The following is a 26508-nucleotide window of genomic DNA, read 5'->3' as shown; positions in this document are numbered from 1 at the left end:
CCATGGCATCCAATGAAACTGCCAGGGTCTGCAAAATCCTATCTGATATAGTCTATGAAAAAATAACTATAAAAATAATGACACCGAGGTAATTTCACGATTCTTGTTGTTCACTTGATTAAATTTGTAATTCGTAAACTTCATCATAATTTTACCTCTCTTTCTTTATTTTTGTTTACTAATCAAGTAAATCATAACTTCCAATAATTGTCAATGGTTCTTTTCTCATATTTTTTCCTGCAATGGGCAGAATATGTTTTGTAAAGGAGGTGAAACACATGAGTGGATCAAACAATACAAGTTCAAACAACATGGCAGTACCTGAAGCAAAGGACGCTATGAAGCGTTTCAAAGAAGAGGTTGCAAGTGAGATCGGAGTACCTTTAAAAGACGGTTACAACGGAGATCTTACTTCCAAACAGGCTGGTTCTATCGGTGGTGAAATGGTCAAAAAAATGATCATGAAGCAGGAAGAACAGATGAAATAAAAAAGCAGAGACTCCCAGAACATTTATGGATCTGCATACGCAGTTTCGTAAATGCCGGGAGTCTCTTTTTCCGATTGATTTTTGGATACGCTTTAATAAATAATGCTCTCTGCAAGCTTGTCTGCTGTCTTTTTGTCTGTGAAATAGCTTACAATCTCAAGTGCAAATGCGATTGCTGTTCCCATTCCACGGCTTGTGATCACATTGCCATCCTGTACAACCGAATCCTCAGAAGTAACTGCGCCTGTCAGCTTTGGTTCAAATCCGGGATAACTTGTCGCATGTTTTCCATTTAAGATTCCTGCCTGTCCCAATACACTTGGAGCTGCACAGATTGCGGCAACCAGTTTTCCACCTGCTGCAAACTCACGGATCACTTTATCCACGGTCTCATCTGCGCCAAGATTTGTTGTTCCCGGCATTCCACCCGGAAGTACGATGCCATCCAGTGTGGAAAAGTCCACCTCATCCTTTTTTGCATCCGCAAGAAATGTGATTCCATGTGCACCGGCAACTTCGTTTTTATCACTGATCGATATCGTTGTAATATCAATTCCCGCTCTTCTCACAATATCCACAACCGTAAGTCCTTCGATTTCCTCACAGCCATCTGCCATAAAAATTCCTATTTTACTCATTCTTTAAACCCTCCTGCCTCTGATTAATTGCTATTCACAGTATAAGGCAATTTGCGTCAAATTTCCAGATAATATATAATGTACGCAAAAGCAAAAATGAACAGTTACATCATGAAAGGGGATTCAAATCGTATGAAGAAATTAGTTGTGATTTTTCCGGGAATCGGTTATCACTGCGACAAACCACTGTTATATTACAGTCGTAAGCTTGCAGCAGAACTTGGTTATGAAACCGCTATTCCATTACAATATACATTTTCCGGTGGAAATATCCGTGGCAATGCCGTCAAAATGCAGGAAGCGTTTGACAGTCTGTATGAGCAGGCCGAAACATCACTCTCCGCCGTTGACTGGAGCAGCTACGATGATATTCTTTTTCTCTCAAAAAGCGTGGGAACAATCATTTCCAGCGCATATGCCAAGAAGCATTCGGTTCCATGCCATCAGATCCTGTATACACCACTGGAGCAGACTTACCTTTTTGCACCAACGGACAGTATCGCTTTTATCGGTAAAAAAGATCCCTGGAGTGATGTAGAAAAAGTCATTCTTACCAGTCAAAAGCAGACGGTTCCCATCTATACCTATGACGACGCCAATCATTCACTGGAAACTCCGGACACCATGCAGAATCTAAAGATTTTAAAGGATGTAATGAAAATTTCAAAAGAATATATACTTACATGGAGGAACAAATAGTGGAAATTGAACGTAAATTTTTAGTAAAAAAGACTCCGGAAAACTTGGAGTCTTATCCATGCAAAAAAATTGCACAGGGTTATTTAAATACGAATCCCGTCGTGCGGATCCGGAGATCCAACGACGAGTATTATCTGACCTATAAAGGGAAAGGCATGATGGTCCGTGAAGAATACAACCTTCCGTTAAACAAGGAATCCTTTGAACACATGGTAACGAAGATCGATGGTCTTCTGATTGAAAAAAGCCGTTATCTGATTCCCTTAAAAGACGGACTTACCGCTGAACTTGATGTTTTTGAAGGTTCCCTTGCACCTCTTCTGCTCGTTGAAGTAGAATTTGATTCCGTCGAAGCAGCCGAGGCATTTACCGCACCAGACTGGTTTGGAGAAGATGTCACCAATTCCGGAAAATATCACAACAGCAACCTTTCCAAACTAGCGTAAACGGTTTGCCGATTCATATTTCTGTTTCGTGCGGAGCGCCATTTTCAGGGCATCATAACGATTCATAAGATCCCCCTCCGGAATGACAACATCCATAACGACTGCAATATCATCAACCAGTTTGTCGGTAATGCAGTCTCTCATGGATACCAGCACATTGTATTTCTCATCAAAAGTTTCCGCATCCAGATATTCCATCAGTTTTGGATCCGGGCGTTCTTCGTCCGGATTCTCTGCCTGGATTCCGGTTTCCTGTTGTTTAGCAACGTTCTTTGAATCAGACTGTACTTCCAATATTACGGTATTGTCCTCTTCTTCCACGCAATGCCACGTTCCATCTGCATTCATTTCCATTCTTGTAAAACGATATTTCTGTTTCACGTCTGGATATTTGTTATGATCCACTTCACTGACAAACATGGCGAGTGGTCTTGCATACATGCCAAAACCACCATACAATGCCTGATAGATCACAAGCGGTTCCTTCGTCTCGGAATGTGTTGCAATTCCGATGATCTGATATAGTTTATTCTTAAAATGGCGATAAATCTCCCCATTCTTTGGTACTCGTTCCATATTATGTCTCCTTATTCTGTCATAGTATAAGAATTCAGCATATCCATTGCTTCACCGAGGAAGTCTCTTCCGAATTCAAGATTGACCTGATAGCCGGTAACCATTAAATCCTCAATATCTTTCATCAGAGAAGAGCTTTCCATATCCACGCTGGCTTCTTTCTTTGCTTCTGCGTGTAACGGAGCACTCGTCAGTTCCTTACCACACTGTGCCTCATGAAGTTCATCCTCCACATACTGGTTTGCATTCTGATTTGCTTTTGCCAGAATATCCGGAGCCTTCGTCTCCTGCTTTGTGCCTGTTGTCGCAGCTTTCTGTGCGGTCTGATGATTCAGTCTTTCTCCATACTTTGCCGTCAGCTTCGCCTTCAGTTCCTCCTGTGAAGGACTTGTATACGCCGGAGTCCGTTTTTCCGTATAAGTCTGCTTATTGGTATAAGCCTGATTCGCTGTATACGTCTGATTGTTGATATTAGTCTGTGTCGTTCCTGAATATGTATTCTTTTTATTCGTTCTTTGGGCATTTTCTGCTTTTTTCTTGTTGATATTAACAATAAACGCAATGATAATAATAACCCAGATCAATCCACCCATGGATTTTCCCCCTTTTACAACTTTTTCATATCTATTGTAGCCGATTTACCTGTTTGCGTACAGTAAATTTATAATTGTTCAAATGTGCGTGCCGCGTCCACAAGCAGATCACGAATCGGAAGATGCTGCGGGCAATGCCCTTCACATTTTCCACACCGGATACAGTCGCTGGCCTTTCCATGATCCGTTACTGCATCATGATATTTTCCTCTGGAAATTGCATTCACTCCAAACTGTACCGACATATTATATGCAGAAAATACATCCGGAATCACGATCTTCTTCGGACATCCATCCACACAATACTGGCAGGACGTACATGGAATCGTTGGAAGCTTATCCAGTTCTTCACGGACACGCACGATCGCATGCTTCTCTTTATCCGAAAGTGGCACAAAATCCTTCATGTATGAAGTATTATCTGCAAGCTGCTCCTTTGTGGACATTCCACTGAGCACCAGCATGACCTGATCAAGCGATGCCGCAAAACGGATTGCATACGATGCAAAGGACGCCTGCTCATCCAGCTCTTTTAATACTTCTGCGGATCTGCCGATCAGGTTCGCAAGTGTTCCACCTTTCACCGGTTCCATTACGATCACAGGGATTCCATATTTTACTGCTGTTTCATAGCATTTACGTGACTGTACGATATCCGATTCCCAGTCATAATAGTTGATCTGGAGCTGTACAAATTCTATCTCAGGGTGACGGCTTAATGTCTCATCTAAAACATCTGCGGAATCATGAAAAGAAAATCCGATATGTTTCGCTCTTCCATCTGCTTTGATCTTCTTTGCAAATTCAAATCCACCATTTGCTTCAATCGTCAGGATCCTATCTTTATCGAGTGCATGCAGCAGGTAAAAATCAAAATAATCTACTCCGCAGCGCTCTAACTGTCTCTGAAAGATCGGTTCATAATCTGTTTCACTTTTCACCAGCCATACCGGCATTTTATCTGCAAGGAAAAACCGATCTCTGTCGTAGCGTTCCACCAGACAACGTCTTACCGCTTCCTCTGATTGTTCCTTATGATATGGATAAGCCGTGTCAAAATACTGAAAGCCCTGTTCCATATAGGAATCGATCATCTCACAGAATGTCTGATCATCGATCCTGTCCTGCTCTCCGTCAAGTACCGGAAGCCGCATACATCCAAACCCCAGTTTCTTTTTCATCAAATCCTTTAATTCACTCATACTCTTTTCCTCCCTATCTGGCTGTTTTCCAGTAGTCTTTTAGCGAAGCGGTGCAAGAATTGCATCTGCACGCTCCTCCGGAGTCTTATTCTCTCCCTGTTCATTGTAAAATCCGGCCGGCAGATCTGCCTGATGCCGTTTCAAAATTCCACCAAATCTTGGCTGGCTTCCTGCGGTCTGATCCGCATATGTAATCGCTGTAATTAACTGCTTCCGAATCGGTCTTAAAAAGTCTGCTTCATAAAGACTTCCGATCTTACGCATTTTCTCCGAATAAGGAAGATCCGACAGATCCTCTGCCGAGCGGTCTGTCTCATAAAATCCCAGATGGTAAAAATCTGGTGTCTCTCTCCCCAGTATCTCCTGATTCAAAGCCGACAGATTCTCTACTTCACTCTGGAAAATAATCTTATCGCATTTCTTCTGTCCAAGTTCAATAACCGAGTGGTATGTCAGATGGTATTCCTGATTTTCAGGGCTGACAAGAAATTCATGTTCATAACTTCCATCCATCTGCCGGAGTTTACCGGTAATCGCAGCAACTTCTTCTTTGCACCGGCTGCTCTGCCACGCTTCTTCCACAACCACCTGTTCCAGCTTCGCTGCATATTTCTGGATCTCTTCCAGGTTCGCCCTTGCCTGAATATAGCTGTCTTTGGTGGCAGCGGTCTGTTTTTTTACCTTTTCATATAATTTAAGCCATGCACGTACTACCGACATATCACAGTCGGCAGTCTGCATGGCTTTTTTTATAAGTTTCAGTTCTTCGTCAAATTGATCTGTCAAAAGAATCATCCCTTTTAAAAATGTTACGATAACTTCGTAATATTATTTTTCATCGTACAAATGACATTTTACCACATGTCCATTACCCATGTCACGTGCTTTAGGATCTTCTTTTTTACAAATCTCCATACACTTCTCACATCTTGTATGGAATTTACATCCAGCTGGTGGATTGGCCGGTGAAGGAATATCACCCTTTAAGATGATACGCTCTTTCTTATAATCCGGGTCCGGCATTGGAATTGCGGAGAACAATGCCTGTGTATACGGATGCAATGGCTTGGCAAAAATATCCTCTGTCTTACCAGTCTCGACAAGTCCGCCCAGGTACATAACACCTACGGTATCTGAAATATGCTCTACAACCGAAAGGTCATGTGAGATAAACAGATAGGTCAGATTACGTTTTTCCTGAAGTTCACGGAGCAGGTTAATGATCTGTGCCTGAATGGAAACATCCAGTGCTGATACAGGCTCATCACATACTACGAATTCCGGGTTCAGAGCAAGTGCACGTGCGATACAGATACGCTGTCTCTGTCCACCAGAAAACTCATGTGGATAACGGTCTTTATGGTATTCCTGAAGTCCACAGTCTTTCATGACTTTTGTTACATAATCATCATATTCCTCTTTGGATACAAGACCATGCTCGCGAACAGCCTCTCCAATGATCTCTCCGATCGGCAGACGCGGTGAAAGTGAAGAATATGGATCCTGGAAGATGATCTGCATTTTTGTACGCAGTTTCCTTAATTTCTTTTTATCATATGTTCCGATGTCTTCTCCATTAAATAAAACAGTTCCATCTGTCTTATCAATAAGACGAAGGATCGTACGTCCTGTTGTCGATTTACCACATCCGGACTCTCCTACAAGTCCCATGGTGGTACCTCTTTTGATGGAAAAAGAAACATCATCTACGGCTTTTACATTTCCCGTAACGCCACCGAAAAATCCGCCTTTGATCGGGAAATATTTCTTTAAGTGAGACACCTCGAGAATGTTATCCGGATCGTGAACAAGCTTATCATTATTGCTCATTTGCTGTACCTCCTTCTGCGCATCTGTAGCAGCTTACAACATGTGTTGGAGATACATGATATTCACATGGATATGCTCCGTCACAGGCATCTACGCACATATTACAACGATCTTTGAAATAGCAGTAGTCTGGCATATTAACCGGGTTTGGAACGCTTCCCGGAATACTGTAAAGTTTATCAACTTTTTTACCAACAACCGGTTTCGAATTCATAAGCCCGATCGTATATGGATGTCTTGGATCTTTAAAAATCTCTCTTGCAGTGCCTTTTTCGATAACACGGCCTGCATACATTACAACAACATAATCCGCCATTTCTGCAACGACACCAAGGTCATGGGTGATCAGCATGATCGAGCTGTTGATCTTATCCTTTAAGTTGCGGAGCAGATCCAGAATCTGAGCCTGAATGGTTACATCAAGTGCAGTCGTCGGCTCATCGGCGATGATCAGTTTTGGATCACATGCAAGTGCCATTGCGATACAGATACGCTGTCTCATACCACCGGAAAGCTCATGTGGATACATCTGATATACACCTTCTTTATTGGCGATGCCAACCATCTCCAGAAGTTCGATGGTACGGGCCTTTACTTCTTCCTTGCTCTTTTCCGGATTGTGAAGTTCGATAACCTCATCAATCTGCTCTCCGATACGGAATACCGGGTTTAAAGAAGTCATTGGCTCCTGGAAAATCATGGACATATAGTTACCACGGAGTTTCTGCATAACACTTGCAGGAGCATTAACCACATTGACCACTTTATCTCCCGAATTAAAACGGATTTCTCCTTCTACGGTCTGTCCAGCAGGTCTTTGTACCAGCTGCATCAGGGAAAGGCTGGTGACGGATTTACCGCATCCAGACTCTCCTACGATACCAACCGTCTTTCCCTGTGGTACATCAAACGATACACCATCTACGGATTTTACAGTTCCGATGTCTGTGAAGAAATAGGTATGAACATTGTCAAACTCAACACAGTTCTCCGGATTTTTCATCTTGGTAATATATTCTTCTTCCGGAATATGTTTCCGGTTTCTCTTTTTCTCCAGCTCTTTTGTAATCTTACGATTCTTCTTGGAGATCTCGCGGGATTCTTTCGCTGAAATATAATTTGCGCTTTTTTTCTTTAATGACATTTGTTCCACCTACCGTTTCATTTTCGGATCGAATGCGTCACGCAGACCATCACCGATAAAGTTGAATGCAAGTACTGTTAACAGAATCAGGATACCTGCCGGAATCCATACGAATACATAATTCGTCATTACGTAAGAATCGTTAACCGCATTAATGATACTTCCCCAGGAAGCTGCAGGATACTTGATACCAAGTCCCAAGAAGCTTAATGTTGCCTCTGATAAGATAACATCACCAAGTCCCATGGTTGCAAATACGATCAACTGTGGAATTACGTTTGGAATCAAATGTCTGAAAATTCTGCGTCGGATGCTGATTCCGGTTGCTTCTACCGCGATCATGAACTCCTGCTCACGAAGAGAAAGGATCTGTCCACGTACGATACGCGCGATTCCAACCCAGCCAAGGACGGACATGACAATACATAACATATAAATACGTCCGGTTGCAGACACTTTATAGTAATCCATGATAGAACCAAGGATCATGTAAAGTGGAATTGCAGGAATACAATATACAATATCAACAAATCGCATTAAAACATTGTCAACCCAGCCGCCAAAGAATCCGGCAATACCACCAACGATAATGCCTAAAACGACTTCAATCGCAACAACGACAAACCCGATCAGAAGAGAGATACGTCCACCATACATCAGTCGTGCAAGAAGATCCATACCATTAGCGTCTGTTCCAACCCAGTGTGCTTTGGATGGACTTGCATAAGAGTCAACGACTTTTGTCTCCTGATAACGTTTGATCGTGTACTGACCATCTTTCTGGCTGAGCAGATATGTCTCATCATTACCATCTTTATCCTCAGCAGTAAACTCTTCTTTGTCATCTTCGATTGCTGCAACAACAGCCTCTTTAAATGCCGGTGTTAAAAATACGCCATCTACAACACTGTTGATGTTCATATTGGAAATATAAGCATAATCTTTGCCATCTGCATCTTCTACCATGGCTGCTGATTTGCCTTCCTGTTTGATCGTATAAGTGCTGTCATCTGCTGTGAATCCAGTCTCATCATCTGCCATGGCTACGATTGCATTATGATAAAAATCATAGGAAAACTGTGTTTCCGCTGTGTATCCGGTAAAGGAAAGCTGGCATACGACTGCCATCTCTGTACCTGTATAGAAATCAAGCTGTCCATCCTGTTCTGTAAACAGATAAGATTTTCCGTCTTTTGTAAATACATTCTGTCCGGCAGCTGCCGCACCCTGATACTCCTCGGAATCCGCAAGAGATGCAGAGGCAGAACCATCGATTGCATACATAATATAGGAAGAATCACTTACTTTGCCAAGTCCAAGCTGAGATCCATCTTTCGTCTCAAACACATACTTCTGCGTTGTAGCTGCAAGAATTGTTTTGGAAAACGCATCGGATGGAAGTGTCACACCATCTGCTGCATAAATCTGATAATCCGAAATCTCGGTTGCACCTGCATAATCCTTTTTCATCTCATCTGTGGTGTAGAACACCTGGCTCTGCGAATATGGATTCAAAAGACCACCAACAAATGCAAAAAGGAACATACAAACAATAATCACAACACCTGCAATTGCAAGCTTATTGCGTAAAAACCGCTTTGCCACGAGCATCCCAGGGGAAAGTACGCGGACACGCTGTTCGCTGTCAAGTTTCATATCTTTTTTTTCTGTATTGTTATCCATGTCTTCCTCCTTCCTAGTTTACTCTGACACGAGGGTCAACAACCGCATAAAGAATATCTGCAATCAGGTTGCCCAAAAGCGTAAGGATTGCAATAAATGTCATATAGAACATAACAAATGGAATATCTCCCTGCATCACACACTGATAAGAGGTATATCCAATACCCGGAATCTGGAACAGGGTCTCTGTAACCATCGCACCACTGAATAATCCCGGAAGTGTTCCACCAAGCAATGTAATGATCGGGATCAGTGTATTGCGGAATGCATGTTTATTGACAACGACACTCTCGGATAAACCTTTTGCTCTTGCAGTACGAATGTAATCGGAATTCAGTACTTCAAGCATGTTGGTACGTGTATAACGCATCAGACTACCGATGCTGACAATTGCAAGTACAATGGTTGGAAGGACCATATGTTTTGCCATATCAAAGAACTGTCCAACCGGTGAGAGCTGATCATGCATACGTCCTACAATACCATACAGGTCAAACCAGCCAAGTTTAATTGCGAAAATATACTTCAAAATGGTTGCAAAGAAAAAGCTCGGCAGGGAAATACCGATCAGCGCAAGCACTGTTATTACATAATCCGATGTAGAATACTGTTTTCTTGCTGCAAGAATACCGGCCGGGATTGCGATTACAATCTCAAGTATAAAAGAGCCGAGTGCCAGTGCAAACGAGTACCAGATTACGCTGGCAAACTTCTTTGTTACCGGCTGATTCCAGTACCAGGAATCACCAAACTGTCCACGTACTGCTTTTCCGGCCCAGGTAAAATATCCCTGTACAATACCGGTATCTAGACCGTACTGCGCATTTAACTGATCACGCCATTCACCATAACTTTTTGCGCCTGGTTTCTTTGAGAGTTCCATTGCCTGCTGTTCAACGTATGATGTCGGCATGCATCGCATAACACCATAAATAATCATTGTAACAAAGACAAGAAGCAGACACGATATTAAAACTCTTTTTAAAACAAATTTCTTCATTTTAATACTCTCCTTGTATATTGGTTACCCCTTAGCAAAGAAAAAGCTAAAGGTATTTCGCAAAAAGACGCCTCTTCTTCCTCTTGCGAAATACCTTTAGCATTGGCCGGGAAGCATCTGCTTCCCAGCCATTGCTATGTGGCACTCCTAATGGAAATTAGTTCAATTCAAGATTCTGTACTTCGTTTAACCATGTATAATATGTTGTCTGATCCGGTGTAACAGAATCCATGTTTACACGCTCTGTGCTGTACAGAGTTGCTTCCTGTCTCTGGTAAACCGGAATCTCAACTGCAAAATCAACAATGAAATCAAGAGCCTCTTTGTATACAGCCTTACGATATGTCTGGTCTGTATTTGTTCTTGCATCCTCAACCATCTGGTCAAGTTCTGGGGAGTTGATCTCATACATGTAAGCAGATCCACCATTAGAATCATATACCTGATACATATCCGGGTCTAATGTTGCAGACCATGCTGCACACCAGATCTCAGCTGTTCCAGCTTCTGTTGCGTTCCACAGGATAGAAGAATCAGCAAGGTCGTTAATATCAAGTTTGAAACCAATCTTAGCAAGTGCCTCAGATGCTGCTGTTACTACAGCGAATGAAGGATGGTCTCCGTTTCCGCCGCCACCGATCATTAATTCGTACTCTAATTTAGCGCCTTCCGGAGCTGCTGTTAATTTACCGTCTTCTACAGTATAACCAGCTGCTTCGAAGTATCCTAATGCTGCCTGAAGAGCTGCATCGTATTTCTCGTCTTCTGACATTCCGTCTGTATAAATTGGGTTGCCATTTACATCTGTAGAGAATGCTACTTTGTAATCTGCATCAGATTTCTGTGGAGCAGCCCATGATGTATTTGAAATTGGGTAGTTGATTACAGATGCTGCATCTCCATAGTAAGAATCGATTGCAACATCACGGTATACAGCAAGTACAGTAGCGATTGCTTTACGTAAATCTTTTGACTGTTCGCTTGCATTGTCTCCGCCAACACATACGTTTTTAGAGTTCATACCGATGTAACCATATCCATTGTAGTCTGTCTTTGTAAGAGATAATGTATCACCATTCTCTTCACCGTTAGAGTTCTCACTGCAGATCTGCTCAAGCGCTGCTTTTGAAAGAGATGGAGAAGAAATATCTACAGTTCCCTGAACAACACCAGGAACCATATCAGCCTCAGAAGTTGTCTTAAACTGGATATTCTTTGTCTTTGGCTCACCACGCCAGTAGTTCTCATTTGCTTCAAGGTATACTGTCTTATTCTCGTATTTTACGAATTTGTAAGGTCCAGCTCCCATTGGAGTAGAAGTTTTTTCTCTTATAGAAGAAAGATCACCTTTTGTGAAACCAAACTGGTTATTATCATAATCATAAGCAGAAGCATCTCCATAATAGTGCATTGGCTGTACTGGTGTTTTACCAAGCTGAGCTAATGCTGTTGCATCTACAGTAGATAATGTAATTTTTACAGAATAATCACCTGTTTTCTTAATTCCTTCGATATGATCTGCAGAATCACCTGTCTGAACAGCTGCTTTGTAAGAGTCATCAAAACAATCTGCTAAAGTTGTGCTTGCCTTCTCAGCATCAGCCATTGCAAGGATATCTCCTTCATATTTTGGGTTTGCACATAAATCATCCCAGAAATCTGCTAATGTAGGAACATCATCTCCCTCGAGAGTCCATGTCTTGCCTGTATAAGCGCTTGAGAAAGTTCCGTCATCGTTTGTTGCACCGTATCCGTAGTTTTCCATACTGAATGCGATATCATTCTTTGCATCAGATGCGTCAAGATTTGCCAGGCAGTAATCTACAATGCTCTGTGCGAATTCTTCTCCAGCCTTTGGAAGGTCTGTATCGAAGAACTGTTTCTGCTGATCCTCTGTTACAACAGAGAAATCTGTGTTATCAGCACCTTTTTCCAGTAAGTATTTGTATAATACTTCAGATCCGCTCTGGTAAGCATCCAGTCCTACAATTGGAAGGGAACCAATCGATGCTCCTCCATCATAAGATGGATCACAGAATACATAATATGTAAAAATAACATCATCAGCTGTCAAAGGCTCACCATCAGAGAATTTTACATCATCACGAAGAGTGAAATCATAATCTACAGTTCCATCTGCATTCTCTGTAATGTTACAGTCTGCGATACCTGTGTATGTGTAGTCAGTACCGTTGTACTCTTTGGTTTCTCCATCAATACCATTCATAATTAATTCACCGGCACGATCATTCTCCAGAAGATATGCCGCTGTCATATCAGCAACCTGCTGATCTGGTACGGACGCTGCAAAGAACTCTGAGAATTTCTCGCTCATATCCTGTGAAGCGATTACCAGTGGTGTGTCGGAGCTGGCTTTAGATCCGGATTCTGTGCCATCGTTTTTACCGTTGCCACAGCCTGTTGCGAGACCAGCTACCATTGTACCTGCCATAAGAATGGCAAGCATCTGTCTCATCTTTTTCATAATATTTCCTCCTAATGAAATAATCTATGTCTTAACCTTTTCAGGATAAAACCTTATTGGATTTCTTTGCCTTCCTCGACTCTGATTCCGGCAAAAATATGATCATAGTACTTTGCATATGCGATCACGACCGCTGCAAGCACCAGATGTCCCAGCAGATAAACAAGTTCTGCCCCTATACGAATCCTGCTGTGATAAATCACAATGTAAATCACATCGCAGACAGCACTGATGCCATCCATTGCAAGAATTCCTAGTGCACTCCTATGCATTCTTCGTATACTTCCGTCATACTGTGGCGTCGGCATGGAAATTCCGGCGTCCATATAACTGACTGCTCCGACAATCATAAATGCAGTCGGAAGGAACATAAACAGATACGGGTACACGATCCAGAATGTTCTGGAAGAATCCTGATTTACAAGACCGATTCCAATCTGTGCTACTGCCATAAGAAGCGCAAAGCCGATCGTGATCCAGTTTGTCTTTTTCTTTGCCTTTTCATCAAAAGGCAATACATAAGTTTGTATGTCTTCCTGTTTATACTTATTTCTTAGCATGTCTTCTTTTCCAGTTTTTCTACCAGTTCACGGATACATCCATCTTCAAACGGACTGTTTAATCCGGATTCACGGATTACATTGACGAAGAAATCTCTTGCGGAAAGGTTGCAGAGTTTTAAGTAATTCTCCCATGCTTTCTTAAAATCTTCATCCATCATGACCTTGAACTGCATTGCACATATACTTGCAAGGACATAATCAATATAGTAGAACGGGCATTGGAAAATATGTGACTGTCTCTGCCAGAACCCACCATTTGCATAAAATGGATCATTATCATAATCCATGTGCGGACGATACTCCTTTTCCAGTTCTGCCCACACTGCTTTACGCTCTGCCGGAGTCATCTCCGGTCTGGCATATACACGATGCTGGAATTCATCTACCATACATCCGTATGGAACGAAGATTGCTGCATCTTCAAAATGCATCTTCAGATAATCATCTTTACGGTCTCCAAAGAACAAATCCATCCATCCGTATGTGAAATATTCCATTGACATGGAATGGATCTCTGCGGTCTCCATCGTAATGTCCGCATATTCGCGGATCTCTTCATTACGGAGAAGATATCCCTGGAATGCATGGCCACATTCGTGTGTGATAACATCTACATCTCCGCTTGTTCCGTTGAAGTTTGCAAAAATAAACGGCGATTTATAGTTTGGCAGGTAAGTCATATAACCGCCCTGCTGCTTGGTCTTTCTTCCAAATACATCAAAGAGCTCATTCTCCATCATGAAATCGAAAAATTCTCCGGTTTCTTTGGAAAGCTCATGATACATCTTCTGTCCAGCCTGTAAAATTTCTTCCGGTGTACCGGTTGGAGCAGGATTGCCGTTTTTGAAATATACACCATTGTCATAGAATTTCAGGGAATCCACGCCGATTCTCTCTCTTCTGCGTTCATGAAGTCTGCTGGCAAACGGAACAAAGGATTCTTTGATCTGTCTGCGGAAATTCTCAACCATTGCCTGATCGTAGCAATTGCGGTTCATACGATAGTAAGCAAGTTCTATGTAATTATCATATCCAAGCATCTTTGCCTGTCTGGTACGATTCTTTACCATCTGATCATAGATCTCATCAATCTCATCCGTCACAGAAAGGAAATAATCACTCATTGCTTTCCATGCACGTTTTCTTGTTTCGCGGTCTGACGATGTTGTAAACTTCGTCATCAGGGAAAGATTATACGTCTCTCCATCAAACGGGATCTTTGCGGTTGCAATCAGTTTGGTGTATTTGCTGATCAATGCATTCTCTTCCTGCATCAATGGAATAATCTTCTCATCAAATGCTTTTAATGCGATCTCAATATTCTTAAATGTGACTTTTCCAATCTTCTTTTCCAATACATCACGATATGGAGATTCATAAAGAACCTTTGCATATTCATTCTCGTATTTCTGAATAACCGGAAGGATCTCATCACAGTAATCATTCTCTTTTTCGTAAAATTCATCGGTTGTATCAATTCCGTGGCGAATGCTTGCCAATGTAATGTTTGTTTCAACATCACCGGAGAATTTATAATACTCTTTATGGATTTCAAACTGTTCGTCTCCGGAAGACGCTTTCTTTGTTCTGTCGATAATGTCACGGTATTTTTTCTCTACCTCGTCCATATCAACACGCTTATACGGCATCTCTGAAAATTTCATTTCCAACCTTCTTTCCGGTTTAATTTAGCAGTGTTTTACCACTTTACCCAATTAAATCAAATTATTTATAACCAAAAAAAGTGCCAATGAACGCCTTTGTCCATTGCACTTCATCGATATACATGTGTTTTCCTCTCGCGAACAACTGTGTCTATTATACATGGTTTTTACGATTTGTCAACCAGATCCCAACTTCCTGTTTTTGGTATAAATATTCACGTTCATGTATCTTTTTTCTTCTATAATATGTATTTTAATCATTTTTTCGTCATTTTCTCTGAAATTCCTGTATTTATATTCACAGCATTTTCTTTGTTTTTTATATAAACAATTTCAAGGATTTGTATTATTTTTGTAAAGTTTACAGATTGAAAAACTATGATATAATGAGCAAAGCGCAATGATCTCATATGCGATATGATATCAGGAAAGGAACGTCCATGATCACTACCGATGAAATCTTAAATCTCAACTATTATAAAAAGACAACCTATACCGGCTGGATGGAGGGTATGCGTTTTCTGATCAGACGGGAAGCCCCGGAAGATGGCGATGCCATATTCCACGCCTGGGTCTGGCCTGGACCGTATATTTTTAATCTTACAGATGATGACCGGAAATTTGATGCAACTTTTCCATTTACAAATGAGGGGAAACAGCAGGTCGTAGACTGGATCAACAGTTCCTTTGAAGAACATAAAGATCTCTGGCCAAAAAGAAAGACAGATGGGAACTAATCTCATCTGTCTTATAAAATGGGCTTAAGTGGACTCGAACCACCGACCTCACGCTTATCAGGCGTGCGCTCTAACCGGCTGAGCTATAAGCCCATTTGTGTCTTAACACGAGTTTTATCTTATAATAATTCTTATTATTCGTCAAGCATTTTCTCAACAATTCTGTCTATGTACCAGAAGCACAAGGAAAGGGCAGCCACAATATGCCTGCGTTTCCCTGTACTGATCGTACATATCTGACACTAATATCCCATTGGAATATCTTTATTGCCTGCTTTCAGACGTGCCATAGCTCTCGCCAGAGATGCCTTTGACATATGGTACTCTTCGATACTCTGTTTCTGACGGAGCTGCTCTTCCGCACGCTCTTTTGCCTCTTCGGCACGACGTACATCGATCTCCTCCGGATATTCACAGGTATCGACAATAACCATCGCACGGTTATTGATGATCTGGGCAAATCCGGTTCCGGTAACACCTTTTACGATGCTGCCATCTTCCTTCTGGATCTCGATCTCTCCGACTTCAACTGAAAATACCATATTCTCATGATGCGCCTGAATCGCCTGCTGTCCATCAAATAACGGCAGGATCACCTGCTGACATTTGCCTTCAAAGAAGACTCTGTCACAGGCAATTACCTTTAAATAAAATGTATTCATGTGCATTCCTCCTAGTTGGCGGAAACAGTGCTATCCATCTCTTTGGCTTTTGCAATAACATCCTCAATGGTACCAACATTGAAGAATGCTGCTTCCGGATATTCATCCATCTCACCATTTAAGATTGCTTTGAAGCCGCGAACGGTATCTTTTAATGGTACATATTTACCTGGAACACCGGTAAAGTTCTCAGCAACATGGAATGGCTGTGAAAGGAATTTCTGAATCTTTCTTGCACGGTAAACCGTTGTTTTATCCTCTTCGGATAACTCTTCCATACCAAGAATTGCAATGATATCCTGCAGTTCTTTATACTTCTGAAGAATCTCCTGTACACGTCTTGCAGTCTCGTAATGCTCTTCACCTACAACGTCTGCCTCAAGGATACGTGAGTTGGACTCCAGTGGATCTACTGCCGGGTAAATACCCTGTTCTACAATCTTTCTGGAAAGAACGGTTGTTGCGTCCAGATGTGCGAATGTTGTAGCCGGAGCCGGGTCTGTAAGGTCATCGGCAGGTACGTATACGGCCTGAACAGATGTTACAGATCCGTTTTTCGTAGATGCGATTCGCTCCTGTAATTCACCCATTTCTGTTGCAAGTGTCGGCTGGTAACCTACAGCTGATGGCATACGTCCAAGCAGTGCAGATACCTCAGATCCTGCCTGTGTGAAACGGAAAATATTATCAATGAAAAGAAGCACGTTCTGATGTTCTTCATCACGGAAATACTCAGCCATGGTCAATCCGGTCTCAGCAACTCTCATACGAGCTCCTGGTGGTTCGTTCATCTGACCAAACACTAAGGCGGTCTTCTCTAATACTCCGGATTCTTTCATTTCAGTCCAAAGGTCATTACCTTCACGGGAACGCTCTCCAACACCGGTGAAAATGGAGTATCCACCATGCTCTGTTGCAATATTGCGGATCAGCTCCTGGATCAGTACGGTCTTACCTACACCGGCACCACCGAACAGACCGATTTTACCACCTTTTGCATATGGAGCTAACAGGTCGATTACCTTAATACCTGTTTCCAGAATCTCTACAACAGGACTCTGGTCTTCGAAAGAAGGCGGATCCCTGTGAATGCACCAATGCTTCTCTGCATCCAGATTCTCACCACCATCGAGTGTATCTCCAAGAACATTAAACAGACGACCAAGTGTCTTATCTCCAACTGGTACGGAAATACCGCTTCCAGTTGCTTTTACTTCCATATCCTTGCAAAGGCCTTCACTGGATGCAAGCATAATACAGCGAACGGTATTATTTCCGATATGCTGTGCGACTTCCATAACGCAGCGTTTTCCATTGTTATCAACTTCAAGCGCGTCTTTGATATATGGAAGATCGTTATCTTCAAATTCTACGTCAACGACAGGTCCCATAACCTGTACGATCTTACCTGTTTTCATCCTGTTTTCACATCCCTTCGTTATCTTTTCTTTTTCTTCTGTGCTTTTGCACCACCGATTACCTCAGTAATCTGCTGTGTAATTGCGCCCTGACGCACACGATTGTATTCGATTGACAGTTTTGCAAGCATATCTTTTGCACTGTCTGTTGCCGCCTGCATCGCCATCATTCGGGAATTATGTTCACTGGCAAATGACTCAACCAGCGCACCATATATAATTCCGTTTACACAGTTCGGAACAACATGATCGAGGATCTGGCTTAATGAAGTATTGGTCTTAATCTCTTCCTGATAGATATCTACCGGGATCGGTGAGGTAAAGTCTTCACGTACCAATGGTAAAAGACGCATTTTTTCGGTCTCCATCGTTACGGAATTCTCCATCTTCGTATAGATAATGTATACTTCGTCCAGTTCGCCTTCATCATACAGCTCCATTACACGTTCTGTAATAACACGCGCTCTGTGAAGAGACGGGTTCTGTACGGTGTATTTGAATTCTTCATCCACCGCAAGTCCTTCTTTGGCAAAATACTGGCGTCCAAGTTCTCCTACGACAAAAAGCTTATTATTCTCGCCCTGCTCAAACAGTTCATGTGCAAGTTTGAAAACGTTATGGTTATATGCACCTGCCAGACCTTTGTCTGCTGTGATCACAATATAACCTCTCTTTTTCTCGTTGTCCGGAATATTCTCGTGCTGGTCAAAATAGCGGCTGTTGTTCTCCGGGATATGACGAAGAAGTCTTGCCATTGCAGACTGCAGAGAATAGAAATACGGTTCCGTATTCTCAAGCTTCTGCTTTGCACTTCTCAGCTTTGCAGATGAGATCATATACATGGCACTTGTGATCTTCATCGTATCCTGGATACTTTTCATTCGTTTTTGAATTTCCTGCTGATTTGCCATGCTCTATCACCTGCTCTTAAATTCCTTAACTGCTGATACAATTTTGCCTGTCAGTTCTTCATCAAGAACCTTTTTCTCATTGATCTCATCAACGATGTCTTTATGTTCTGCTTTAAAGAAATCAAGCAGCTCGCCCTGATATTTCTTCAATGTCTTTACTTCAACATCAAGGAACAGACGGTTGTTTGCAGTTACCAGTGTGATAACCTGATCTGCAAGACTCATCGGATGGCACAGTGGCTGTTTCAGAAGTTCCATCAGTCCTTTACCATACTGTAACTGTTCCTTTGTCTGGTCATCCAGATCGGAACTGAACTGTGTAAAGATCTCCATCTCACGATACTGTGCAAGGTCGATACGGATCGTACCTGCAGATTTCTTCATTGCCTTTGTCTGTGCAGCTCCACCAACTCGGGATACAGAAAGTCCAACGTTAACGGCCGGACGCATACCGGAATTGAACAGGTCACTCTCCAGGAAGATCTGTCCGTCTGTGATGGAAATAACGTTGGTAGGAATGTATGCAGATACATCACCTGACTGTGTCTCAATGATTGGAAGTGCTGTAATGGAGCCTCCTCCCAATCCATCGCTTAACTTGCTGGAACGCTCCAGAAGTCTTGAATGTAAGTAGAATACGTCACCAGGATATGCCTCACGTCCAGGAGAACGCTCTAATAATAAGGATAATGCACGATAAGCAACTGCGTGTTTTGACAGATCATCGTATACAATCAGAACATCTTTGCCTTTGTACATAAAGTACTCTGCAAGAGCAGTTCCTGCATATGGTGCAATATACTGTAATGATGCTGATTCACTTGCTGTAGAAGAAAGTACGATGGAATAGTCCATAGCACCGTTCTTTGTCAGTGTATTTACTAATTTTGCAACAGTAGAAGCTTTCTGTCCGATTGCTACATAAATACAGATAACATCTTTTCCCTTCTGGTTTAAGATTGCATCTACAGCGATCGAAGTTTTACCAGTCTGTCTGTCACCGATGATCAGCTCACGCTGTCCACGTCCGATTGGGAACATGGAATCGATTGCAAGGATACCTGTTTCCAATGGCTGATTTACAGACTGTCTCTCTACGATACCAGGTGCTTCCTGCTCGATTGCACGGTAATCATCTGCTTTGATCTCACCTTTTCCATCGATTGGAGCTCCCAGTGCATTTACAATTCTTCCAAGGTAAGCATCGCCAACCGGAATACCTGCCTTTTTCTTTGTTCGTGATACCTTTGTTCCTTCTTTGATCTCGGTATCTTTACCCAGGATAATTACTCCGACCTGATCTCGTTTGATATCCTGTACCATTCCGCGAATTCCGTTTTCAAAAACAACAATTTCGCCATACATGGCATGCTCAATTCCATATACGGTAGCAATTCCGTCACCAACCCAGATGACATTGCCGACCTCCTGGTCCTGGCTTACCACGTCATAATTTTCAATTTCCGTTTTCAGGATAGATATAATCTCTTCTGAACTAATGGAACCCACGTTATCACCTCCACGTTAATCTTTTCTCTAATCGCTCCAGACGACCCTTCATGCTGCAATCCTGCTCCATGTCTCCAACACGCAGGACAAATCCTCCGATCAGCGCAGGATCTTTATGCATCGCAAGTTCCACCTGCTCTTTGCCATATTTGGACTTCAGATAATCCTTCATCTGTCCAACCTGCTCATCGTCCGGCTCCATCACATAGGTCAGCTCTGCTGACAAAATGCCATGCTGTTCATTATAAGCGCGTACATATGCGTTATAAATGTCCCCGATCATGTCAACTTCCTGTCTGTCGCAGAGTACTTTCAGGAAATTTCTGACCGCTTCCGGGAAAATATCATCAACGATACGATGTTTCACCTCTTTGGATATTACCGGATTCTGCAGCATCTTCGGCAGTTCTTCTGTTTGTGAAAAAATATCCATCATTGTTTCGACCGTATCTTTTTCCACACCCAGCTCATACAGAACGATTCCATAATTATTTGCTACCTGTGTCATTTACACCACCTGCTTTTGCCAGAAACTCGTTGTACAGTAACTGGTTATTTTCCTTGGTACTTGCTTCGCCTAATACCTTTCCTGCAGCGGCTACTGCAAGAACAGCGATCTCAGACTGAAGTTCCTGTACCGTTTTGTCGCGTTCCAGTTCAACTGCTTTATGGGCATCTTTAATAATTCTACCAGCCTCTTCATCCGCAGCGTTTACCTTGCTGTCATATTCTGCCTGAGCACTTTTTCTTGCTTTTTCAAGAATCTCGGCAGACTCTTCATGAGCTTTCTCCAGTTTCTTCTCATATTCCTTTTTCAGATCTGCAGCCTGATCCTGTGTCTTTTTTGCATCAGCAAACTGTCCATCGATCATGGCTTTTCTCTGTTCCATTACTTTGGTAACCGGTCCGATCAGGAAATGACGGAGTGCAAGATAAAGAACGATCAGATTGATAATTGTAAAAATGACGTTCCAATCTATTCTTAATAACTGCATACTCTACAAGTCCTCTCTATTAACCTAAGAATAAGATAATTAAAATACCAACTACCATACCGAAAATTGCAGTACCTTCGGCAAGTGCACAACCAAGTAATAATGCTTTTGTGATCTTTCCGTCTGCTTCCGGCTGTCTTGCGATTGCATCTGTTGCTTTTGATGTTGCAATACCGATACCAATACCTGCTCCAATACCTGTTAATGCTGCGATTCCTGCTCCAACTGCTACTAATGACATAATTTTAATCTCCTTTTCCTGTAAAAAATATAGGCAGATGCCTACTCAATTGTTTCCTTAATAAATAATGATGTTAAAAATACAAATACATATGCCTGAATGAAACCATCAAACAGGTCAAAGTATAAACTGAATGGAATTGGCACCAATAGAGGTGCAACAATTTTAAGCAATTCCATAATAACGAATGCGCCAAGAATGTTACCAAACAGTCGCATACAAAGTGATAATGGACGAATGAATACTTCAAGAATATTCATCGGCAGCATAATCGGAATTGGCTCTGCAAAGCTCTTCAAAAATCCCTTTGCACCTTTCTGATGCACTCCGGAATATTCGATCAGAACGATACTCATAAGTGCCAGCGCTCCGGTCACGCCCACGTCCTTCGTCGGTGATTTCAGTCCGAACAGACCGATCATATTGGAAATCATGATATACGTACCAACCGTCATCAGGTATGGTATATATCTCTTTCCGTCTTCGCCAAGCAATTCATAGAAAAAGTCATGCAATCCTCCCACAACTGTTTCTACAGCGATCTGACGCTTCCCTGGATTCTCTACTTTTAAGTTTCTTCCAAGGAAAATTCCCGCGACGATCAGAACAGCCATGATCACCCAGGTTACCACCACGGATTCCGCTACAGGAATTCCTCCAAAAACGGGAATCGTAAACGCGGTCTCACAATTCAGTTCCTCCATCAGTAATTCTGACAGATTTCCCATTTTTATGCCTCCTTCCATCAGATTCGGTCACAAAAAAACAGCAGGATATACCACTACGTACGTGACCCCCACTGCTTTGTGTTCCCCACGCTTCCTGTGACACTTTCTACCTATTAAATAATACGTATATTGTGTTCATTCAGCGTGTTTAATATACTCCTTTTTTTTCCAGAAGTATACGTGCAAAATAAATAATCTTGCACAAAAACGTCCAATACGCCTTGTGCAAGATTAACAATTTTCAACCTATTTATAGACAATTTTATCGTTTTGTAGTCCCAGTCAGGTAGGAATTTTTAACCAGAATTTAACCTTTTACGGAACCTCCGGTAATACCTTCTACATAGAACTTCTGCATGATGATAAACAGGATACCGATCGGGATACCAACCAGTACGCCTCCGGCGCAGAATCTTGAGAAGTAAGTAGGAATCAGCGTGCGGTTCAGCATATTATACAAACCGATGGCCACTGTCCAGTCTGTTGAAATACCGGAATTTAAAATAATTTTTGCAAAAACGAAGTCTGTCCACGGTACAAGGAAAGAACTGATTACCGTGTACACAATAATTGGTTTTGAAAGCGGAAGCACGATCGTAAAAAATGTACGTGCCTCGGATGCGCCTTCCAGATACGCAGCCTCTCTCAGGGAAGCCGGAATCGTATCAAAGAATCCCTTTGCCACAAGATATCCAAGACCAGCTCCACCAGAATATACAAGGATCATTCCAATATGGCTGTTGGTCAGATTTACAGACTTCAGGATAAAATAAATTGCGATCATGGACAAGAATCCCGGGAAAAGCTGAAGCATAACTGCTGCATTCATCAATGCTTTTCTTCCCTTAAAACGCATACAGCTCATCGCATAGCTGACCATCAGTACGAAGGTCGTAGAGATCAGGCATACAAAAATTGCAATGATCATGGTATTTTTAAACCACACCGGAAACTGTGACACTGTATCCGACTGGAATAATACTCGGGTATAGTTCCGGATCGACCATGTTTCCGGGAAAAATCTACTGGTATTCATTCCATCGTATCCGCTGAAAGAAGTTACGATCAGCCATACGATCGGTGTGATCCAGATGATTGCCAGAATTGCCAGTACAAGGTGAAGTACCACCGCTTTAATCTTATTTTTTGTCATCATTGGAAAGTTTCCTCCTTGTCTCCTTTAATTAAGAAGTTAAAGGCAAATAATGTAATTACCGCACAAACGATAAATACGCAGATACCGATGACGGATGCCATCTTGTAGTTATACTGCTCACTCGTCAACCGGTATAACCAGGTAACAAGAAGGTCAATCTCTTTACCACTTGATGCTGCCAGTTTCTGGTCTGTCGTTGTATAGACATCCTGGGTCAGCAGATAAATTACGTTAAAGTTATTAATGTTTGCTGTAAACTGTGTTACCAGATATGGTCCTGTAATAAAGAACATATATGGCATTGTAATACTCTTAAATATCTGGAATGCATTCGCACCGTCAATCTTGGCACTTTCTTTCAGTTCTTCCGGAATATTCATAAGAACGCCGGTTGCGATCAGCATCAGATAAGGAATACCTACCCAGATATTGATCACTACGATCGTAATCTTCGCCCATACCGGGTCTGTCAAAAATGGAATATAGTTGGTGCTGATCCAGCCTAATTTCTGGAACAGCCCCGTTATTCCGATGTTTGCGCAAAATGTATTTGCAATACCATTGTTTGCAAAGAAGTTGCGCAGTAAAAGAAGGGTTACGAACTGTGGTACGGAAATGGAGGCAACAAATAATGTTCTCCACATTTTTTTGAATTTTGTCAGTTTATTATTAATAAGTAGGGCAAGAATAATACCGCCAAAATATGTCGTGAAAGTTGCAAGGACTGCCCAGATCAGAGTCCATGCAAGAATCCGCCAGAATGTGTAACCAAATGTGACCGTAAGACTCGTCTGGAAAAGGCTCTTAAAGTTTGCAAGTCCTACCCATCCAAACAGCTGCGCCGGAGGCATATGATTCTGATCGTAATTTGTAAATGCGATACAGATCATGACTACAAGCGGCATGACATTGAAGATAATAACTCCAAGTACCGGGAATGCCAGTAATGTAAAATGAAACTTGTCATTCAACATAGCGTTTAAATCTTCTTTAAATGTATTTACATGTTTTCCTGCTTCCGCACGTTTCTGGAGACGGTATGTATTTCTCACATTCGCCATCCACAGAAGGATTGCAACAACAAGAAAGCTCAAACTAATGACTCCGAAAAGGAGAATCAAAAGTGAATTATCATAATCATTGACTTCATTTTTCATGGTTGTCGGATTATATACCATTGCACGTTCGACCGTACCAAGTGTATGTAATTTTCCGATATACGGAATTCCGATCATGACTGTGTATAAAATTACTGCAATTTCCAATAAGGTAACCAAAATACCTTTGATGATCTGTTTTCTTTTCAGATATCCGGCTCCCGCAACAATCAGGGATGCCTTTACTGCGCCATCTCCACCGGCGACAGCCTCTCCAAATTCCTTAAAAAAAGTACCAATCGCGCTGAAAAATCCTGCGACCGGGTTTGTCTTTTTTTTCTCAATACTCTTACTCATGCAAGCACCCTTGCCTTTCCATAGCATCTGCTTCCCAAGCAGTCTTCCCTTTTCTAATGTGAAATGCCTCCGTGCCACGGTGCGGAGGCATTTCACTGGGAATTTTCAGAAGTTACTAAACGATTTGTAGTTCAATTCTAGTTTGTAGGCTGTGAAACAGCATCTACAAGGTTATCAAGCAGTGTCTGAAGGTCTGTTCCGTCCGGATTGCCCTGTGCCATGATCTCACCAAATGATTTGGTTGGATCCCAGTAGTTTGATCCTACAGACTGAACAACACCGTTTGCACCATTCTGTGCAGTTACTGCTGCAAGTGCAACGTTTGCTTTTACTTCGTCAGACTCACCAACTTTAATATTAGAAGGTCCGATCTCACGTTCTTCAAAACGTGTCTGCTGGCTGTCTTCATTTGTCAGGAATTTTGCAAGTTCCATTGCCCAGCCAACCTGTTTAGAGTTTGCGTTTACACCCATCATTTTGTATCCGGCTGCAGATCCCATTGCCACCTGCTGTCCTGCGCATGTATAGGTAGGAAGAACAGTTGCAGCATATCCATCGCCAAATGCTTCCTGAACTGCTGTTGCATCCCATGATCCGGATACGATTGCACCAAGTGATCCTGTTGCGATCTGGTTTGCTGTATCTCCATCTGTAATTGGAAGGAATCCAGGATTTGTTGCAATATCAAGCATTGCCTGTGCTACATCAGTACCTTTAATTCCGTCTGCGGATGTTTTATTCCAATCCATTGTTGTACTTCCGTCTTCATTTAACTCGGTTGTAAAGCCTGCTCCATAGAAGAATCCTGCATTATACCATCCAGAAGCATAAACCATACCGGCTTTCTTTCCGGCAGCTGCACAATCTGCAAGGATTGCATCCCAGTTGCTTGGATCTGAAACAACATTTTTATCGTAGTATAAGAAATATCCGTTATCTGCTGAGAATGGATATGCATACAGTGTGTCATTTACTGTTGCAGCCTCAACAGAACCTGAAACGTTCTCACTGGAAATCGTATCTGCATCCTGTACGGCCTGTAATACGTTTGCGTTTACAAGATCTACAATCTGATCGCTTGCAAAAGCGAACACATCCGGTGCTGATTCCGGATCAACAAGGATATCGTCTTTTGCATTTGCCTCAGACTCAACGCCGACCTGAATATCGAAAGTCTGGTCTGGATTGGCTTCTTTAAATTTCTCAACCAGTTCGTTTGTCAGATCCTGGTCTTCTTCTGCAGCCCATACTCTTAAGCTGATGGAACCATCTGCAGCGGCTTGCGTATCTCCCTCTGATGATTTGCTTCCGCACGCTGTCATTGAAGCAACCATACATGTTGCTAACAGTGCACATAATACTTTTTTCTTCATGTTATATTTCCTCCCTTTTCCCCAGCGTTTCCGCTGAACTCACAGCCGACTGGCATTCTCATCACATGTACGCTGTATGCGTTTCCATGTCATGATTTTTCGCGTTATCTCTATTGTCTTTCGCGCCTTTTCGCATTTGCGCAATCGGTTGTTCTATGTTGATAGTATAATCCCTGGTCATTTTTGTGTCAATGTGCATGATTTATAATATATTTGTGTTGTTTTTGTTGCTTTTTCACAAATTATCTTCATTTTCAGAATATATGCCCCTTGTTTTCGAGCGTGTTGTGCAACCGTTAAACCTTTTGTTTTC

27 protein-coding genes and 1 tRNA gene are annotated in these 26508 nt (G+C 42.1%); 4 read left to right on the top strand and 24 right to left on the bottom strand.

The genetic code is table 11. The features are described from left to right. The first annotated feature begins 278 nt into the window (after positions 1–278). A complete protein-coding gene (locus FYJ75_RS04040; RefSeq protein WP_154429092.1) occupies positions 279–488 on the top strand; it encodes an alpha/beta-type small acid-soluble spore protein in 210 nt (69 codons plus the stop codon). A 92-nt stretch (positions 489–580) separates the two neighbouring features. Here the strand turns inward: FYJ75_RS04040 and FYJ75_RS04035 are convergent, their stop codons facing one another. Continuing rightward, a complete protein-coding gene (locus FYJ75_RS04035; RefSeq protein WP_154429091.1) occupies positions 581–1126 on the bottom strand; it encodes a DJ-1 family glyoxalase III in 546 nt (181 codons plus the stop codon). A 132-nt stretch (positions 1127–1258) separates the two neighbouring features. Here FYJ75_RS04035 and FYJ75_RS04030 point away from each other — a divergent pair, with 132 nt between their 5' ends. Next, positions 1259–1825, top strand: coding sequence for an alpha/beta hydrolase (locus tag FYJ75_RS04030; RefSeq protein ID WP_154429090.1), 567 nt, complete (start codon positions 1259–1261; stop codon positions 1823–1825). Further along, complete coding sequence (locus tag FYJ75_RS04025; protein ID WP_328596852.1) at positions 1825–2271, top strand: CYTH domain-containing protein; 447 nt, start codon at positions 1825–1827, stop codon at positions 2269–2271. The genes FYJ75_RS04030 and FYJ75_RS04025 overlap by 1 nt, the downstream gene beginning before the upstream one ends. Here the strand turns inward: FYJ75_RS04025 and FYJ75_RS04020 are convergent. The 11 genes from FYJ75_RS04020 to FYJ75_RS03970 form a co-directional block, all read right to left on the bottom strand. Further along, complete coding sequence (locus tag FYJ75_RS04020; protein ID WP_154429088.1) at positions 2263–2847, bottom strand: DUF1653 domain-containing protein; 585 nt, start codon at positions 2845–2847, stop codon at positions 2263–2265. The two genes, FYJ75_RS04025 and FYJ75_RS04020, sit on opposite strands and share 9 nt — an antisense overlap. A gap of 11 nt (positions 2848–2858) precedes the next feature. Next, positions 2859–3440: a hypothetical protein gene (locus tag FYJ75_RS04015; RefSeq protein ID WP_154429087.1), complete on the bottom strand. Its 582-nt coding sequence runs from the start codon at positions 3438–3440 to the stop codon at positions 2859–2861. Positions 3441–3508: 68 nt separating this feature from the next. After that, positions 3509–4642, bottom strand: coding sequence for an aldo/keto reductase (locus FYJ75_RS04010; protein ID WP_154429086.1), 1134 nt, complete (start codon positions 4640–4642; stop codon positions 3509–3511). A gap of 39 nt (positions 4643–4681) precedes the next feature. Beyond that, entirely contained in the window at positions 4682–5428 is a 747-nt protein-coding gene (locus FYJ75_RS04005; RefSeq protein WP_154429085.1) for a hypothetical protein, read from the bottom strand. A gap of 42 nt (positions 5429–5470) precedes the next feature. Further along, positions 5471–6472 (bottom strand): ABC transporter ATP-binding protein, encoded by a 1002-nt coding sequence (locus FYJ75_RS04000; protein ID WP_154429084.1) that lies wholly within the window; start codon positions 6470–6472, stop codon positions 5471–5473. Then, positions 6462–7616 (bottom strand): ABC transporter ATP-binding protein, encoded by a 1155-nt coding sequence (locus tag FYJ75_RS03995; protein ID WP_154429083.1) that lies wholly within the window; start codon positions 7614–7616, stop codon positions 6462–6464. The genes FYJ75_RS04000 and FYJ75_RS03995 overlap by 11 nt, the downstream gene beginning before the upstream one ends. A gap of 9 nt (positions 7617–7625) precedes the next feature. Then, complete coding sequence (locus tag FYJ75_RS03990; RefSeq protein WP_154429082.1) at positions 7626–9299, bottom strand: ABC transporter permease; 1674 nt, start codon at positions 9297–9299, stop codon at positions 7626–7628. Positions 9300–9312: 13 nt separating this feature from the next. Then, the gene (locus FYJ75_RS03985) at positions 9313–10299 is read right to left on the bottom strand and encodes an ABC transporter permease (protein WP_154429081.1); all 987 of its coding nucleotides are present in this window, start codon (positions 10297–10299) and stop codon (positions 9313–9315) included. A gap of 157 nt (positions 10300–10456) precedes the next feature. Continuing rightward, positions 10457–12784 (bottom strand): ABC transporter substrate-binding protein, encoded by a 2328-nt coding sequence (locus FYJ75_RS03980; protein WP_154429080.1) that lies wholly within the window; start codon positions 12782–12784, stop codon positions 10457–10459. A gap of 53 nt (positions 12785–12837) precedes the next feature. Continuing rightward, on the bottom strand, positions 12838–13344 hold the full coding sequence (locus FYJ75_RS03975) for a hypothetical protein (protein ID WP_154429079.1): 507 nt from the start codon (positions 13342–13344) through the stop codon (positions 12838–12840). Next, on the bottom strand, positions 13338–15011 hold the full coding sequence (locus FYJ75_RS03970; RefSeq protein WP_154429078.1) for a M3 family oligoendopeptidase: 1674 nt from the start codon (positions 15009–15011) through the stop codon (positions 13338–13340). Before FYJ75_RS03970 ends, FYJ75_RS03975 begins: the two co-directional genes overlap by 7 nt. Before the next feature lie 440 nt (positions 15012–15451). Between FYJ75_RS03970 and FYJ75_RS03965 the strand changes: the two genes are divergently transcribed. Continuing rightward, entirely contained in the window at positions 15452–15748 is a 297-nt protein-coding gene (locus tag FYJ75_RS03965; protein WP_154429077.1) for a GNAT family acetyltransferase, read from the top strand. A 19-nt stretch (positions 15749–15767) separates the two neighbouring features. Here the strand turns inward: FYJ75_RS03965 and FYJ75_RS03960 are convergent. The 12 genes from FYJ75_RS03960 to FYJ75_RS03905 form a co-directional block, all read right to left on the bottom strand. Then, positions 15768–15841 (bottom strand) — tRNA-Ile (locus FYJ75_RS03960). A gap of 149 nt (positions 15842–15990) precedes the next feature. Beyond that, entirely contained in the window at positions 15991–16410 is a 420-nt protein-coding gene (gene atpC, locus FYJ75_RS03955; RefSeq protein ID WP_154429076.1) for an ATP synthase F1 subunit epsilon, read from the bottom strand. Positions 16411–16421: 11 nt separating this feature from the next. Then, positions 16422–17828, bottom strand: a complete 1407-nt coding sequence (gene atpD, locus FYJ75_RS03950) for a F0F1 ATP synthase subunit beta (protein WP_154429074.1) — start codon at positions 17826–17828, stop codon at positions 16422–16424. A 20-nt stretch (positions 17829–17848) separates the two neighbouring features. Then, a complete protein-coding gene (gene atpG / locus FYJ75_RS03945) occupies positions 17849–18739 on the bottom strand; it encodes an ATP synthase F1 subunit gamma (RefSeq protein WP_154429072.1) in 891 nt (296 codons plus the stop codon). Positions 18740–18745: 6 nt separating this feature from the next. Continuing rightward, entirely contained in the window at positions 18746–20248 is a 1503-nt protein-coding gene (gene atpA / locus FYJ75_RS03940; RefSeq protein WP_328596851.1) for a F0F1 ATP synthase subunit alpha, read from the bottom strand. A gap of 4 nt (positions 20249–20252) precedes the next feature. After that, positions 20253–20756: an ATP synthase F1 subunit delta gene (gene atpH / locus FYJ75_RS03935; protein ID WP_154429070.1), complete on the bottom strand. Its 504-nt coding sequence runs from the start codon at positions 20754–20756 to the stop codon at positions 20253–20255. Continuing rightward, positions 20737–21243 (bottom strand): F0F1 ATP synthase subunit B, encoded by a 507-nt coding sequence (gene atpF / locus FYJ75_RS03930; protein WP_154429068.1) that lies wholly within the window; start codon positions 21241–21243, stop codon positions 20737–20739. Before atpF ends, atpH begins: the two co-directional genes overlap by 20 nt. 19 nt (positions 21244–21262) lie before the next feature. After that, positions 21263–21484, bottom strand: a complete 222-nt coding sequence (gene atpE, locus FYJ75_RS03925; RefSeq protein WP_154429066.1) for an ATP synthase F0 subunit C — start codon at positions 21482–21484, stop codon at positions 21263–21265. 41 nt (positions 21485–21525) lie between these two features. Continuing rightward, a complete protein-coding gene (locus FYJ75_RS03920; protein ID WP_195838938.1) occupies positions 21526–22188 on the bottom strand; it encodes a F0F1 ATP synthase subunit A in 663 nt (220 codons plus the stop codon). A 331-nt stretch (positions 22189–22519) separates the two neighbouring features. Beyond that, positions 22520–23365, bottom strand: coding sequence for a sugar ABC transporter permease (locus FYJ75_RS03915; protein ID WP_408638900.1), 846 nt, complete (start codon positions 23363–23365; stop codon positions 22520–22522). Next, positions 23365–24822, bottom strand: a complete 1458-nt coding sequence (locus FYJ75_RS03910) for a carbohydrate ABC transporter permease (protein WP_154429060.1) — start codon at positions 24820–24822, stop codon at positions 23365–23367. The genes FYJ75_RS03915 and FYJ75_RS03910 overlap by 1 nt, the downstream gene beginning before the upstream one ends. A 137-nt stretch (positions 24823–24959) precedes the next feature. Then, complete coding sequence (locus FYJ75_RS03905) at positions 24960–26195, bottom strand: extracellular solute-binding protein (protein WP_154429058.1); 1236 nt, start codon at positions 26193–26195, stop codon at positions 24960–24962. Positions 26196–26508 lie beyond the last annotated feature (313 nt).

This window comes from Roseburia porci (genome assembly GCF_009695765.1).
Classification (GTDB): Bacteria; Bacillota; Clostridia; order Lachnospirales; family Lachnospiraceae; genus Roseburia; species Roseburia porci.
This window is presented reverse-complemented; position numbering and strand designations above follow the sequence as displayed.

Coding starts and splice junctions, on each gene's coding strand:
- FYJ75_RS03995 (WP_154429083.1), bottom strand. CDS start 7,616: ATGTCATTAAAGAAAAAAAGCGCAAATTATATTTCAGCGAAAGAATCC.
- FYJ75_RS03980 (WP_154429080.1), bottom strand. CDS start 12,784: ATGAAAAAGATGAGACAGATGCTTGCCATTCTTATGGCAGGTACAATG.
- FYJ75_RS04035 (WP_154429091.1), bottom strand. CDS start 1,126: ATGAGTAAAATAGGAATTTTTATGGCAGATGGCTGTGAGGAAATCGAA.
- FYJ75_RS03910 (WP_154429060.1), bottom strand. CDS start 24,822: ATGAGTAAGAGTATTGAGAAAAAAAAGACAAACCCGGTCGCAGGATTT.
- FYJ75_RS03905 (WP_154429058.1), bottom strand. CDS start 26,195: ATGAAGAAAAAAGTATTATGTGCACTGTTAGCAACATGTATGGTTGCT.
- FYJ75_RS03920 (WP_195838938.1), bottom strand. CDS start 22,188: ATGGAGGAACTGAATTGTGAGACCGCGTTTACGATTCCCGTTTTTGGA.
- atpD (WP_154429074.1), bottom strand. CDS start 17,828: ATGAAAACAGGTAAGATCGTACAGGTTATGGGACCTGTCGTTGACGTA.
- FYJ75_RS04020 (WP_154429088.1), bottom strand. CDS start 2,847: ATGGAACGAGTACCAAAGAATGGGGAGATTTATCGCCATTTTAAGAAT.
- FYJ75_RS03985 (WP_154429081.1), bottom strand. CDS start 10,299: ATGAAGAAATTTGTTTTAAAAAGAGTTTTAATATCGTGTCTGCTTCTT.
- FYJ75_RS04040 (WP_154429092.1), top strand. CDS start 279: ATGAGTGGATCAAACAATACAAGTTCAAACAACATGGCAGTACCTGAA.
- atpE (WP_154429066.1), bottom strand. CDS start 21,484: ATGTCATTAGTAGCAGTTGGAGCAGGAATCGCAGCATTAACAGGTATT.
- FYJ75_RS04015 (WP_154429087.1), bottom strand. CDS start 3,440: ATGGGTGGATTGATCTGGGTTATTATTATCATTGCGTTTATTGTTAAT.
- FYJ75_RS03975 (WP_154429079.1), bottom strand. CDS start 13,344: ATGCTAAGAAATAAGTATAAACAGGAAGACATACAAACTTATGTATTG.
- atpH (WP_154429070.1), bottom strand. CDS start 20,756: ATGACACAGGTAGCAAATAATTATGGAATCGTTCTGTATGAGCTGGGT.
- FYJ75_RS04010 (WP_154429086.1), bottom strand. CDS start 4,642: ATGAGTGAATTAAAGGATTTGATGAAAAAGAAACTGGGGTTTGGATGT.
- atpC (WP_154429076.1), bottom strand. CDS start 16,410: ATGAATACATTTTATTTAAAGGTAATTGCCTGTGACAGAGTCTTCTTT.
- FYJ75_RS03990 (WP_154429082.1), bottom strand. CDS start 9,299: ATGGATAACAATACAGAAAAAAAAGATATGAAACTTGACAGCGAACAG.
- FYJ75_RS03970 (WP_154429078.1), bottom strand. CDS start 15,011: ATGAAATTTTCAGAGATGCCGTATAAGCGTGTTGATATGGACGAGGTA.
- atpG (WP_154429072.1), bottom strand. CDS start 18,739: ATGGCAAATCAGCAGGAAATTCAAAAACGAATGAAAAGTATCCAGGAT.
- FYJ75_RS03965 (WP_154429077.1), top strand. CDS start 15,452: ATGATCACTACCGATGAAATCTTAAATCTCAACTATTATAAAAAGACA.
- atpF (WP_154429068.1), bottom strand. CDS start 21,243: ATGCAGTTATTAAGAATAGATTGGAACGTCATTTTTACAATTATCAAT.
- FYJ75_RS03915 (WP_408638900.1), bottom strand. CDS start 23,365: ATGACAAAAAATAAGATTAAAGCGGTGGTACTTCACCTTGTACTGGCA.
- FYJ75_RS04000 (WP_154429084.1), bottom strand. CDS start 6,472: ATGAGCAATAATGATAAGCTTGTTCACGATCCGGATAACATTCTCGAG.
- FYJ75_RS04030 (WP_154429090.1), top strand. CDS start 1,259: ATGAAGAAATTAGTTGTGATTTTTCCGGGAATCGGTTATCACTGCGAC.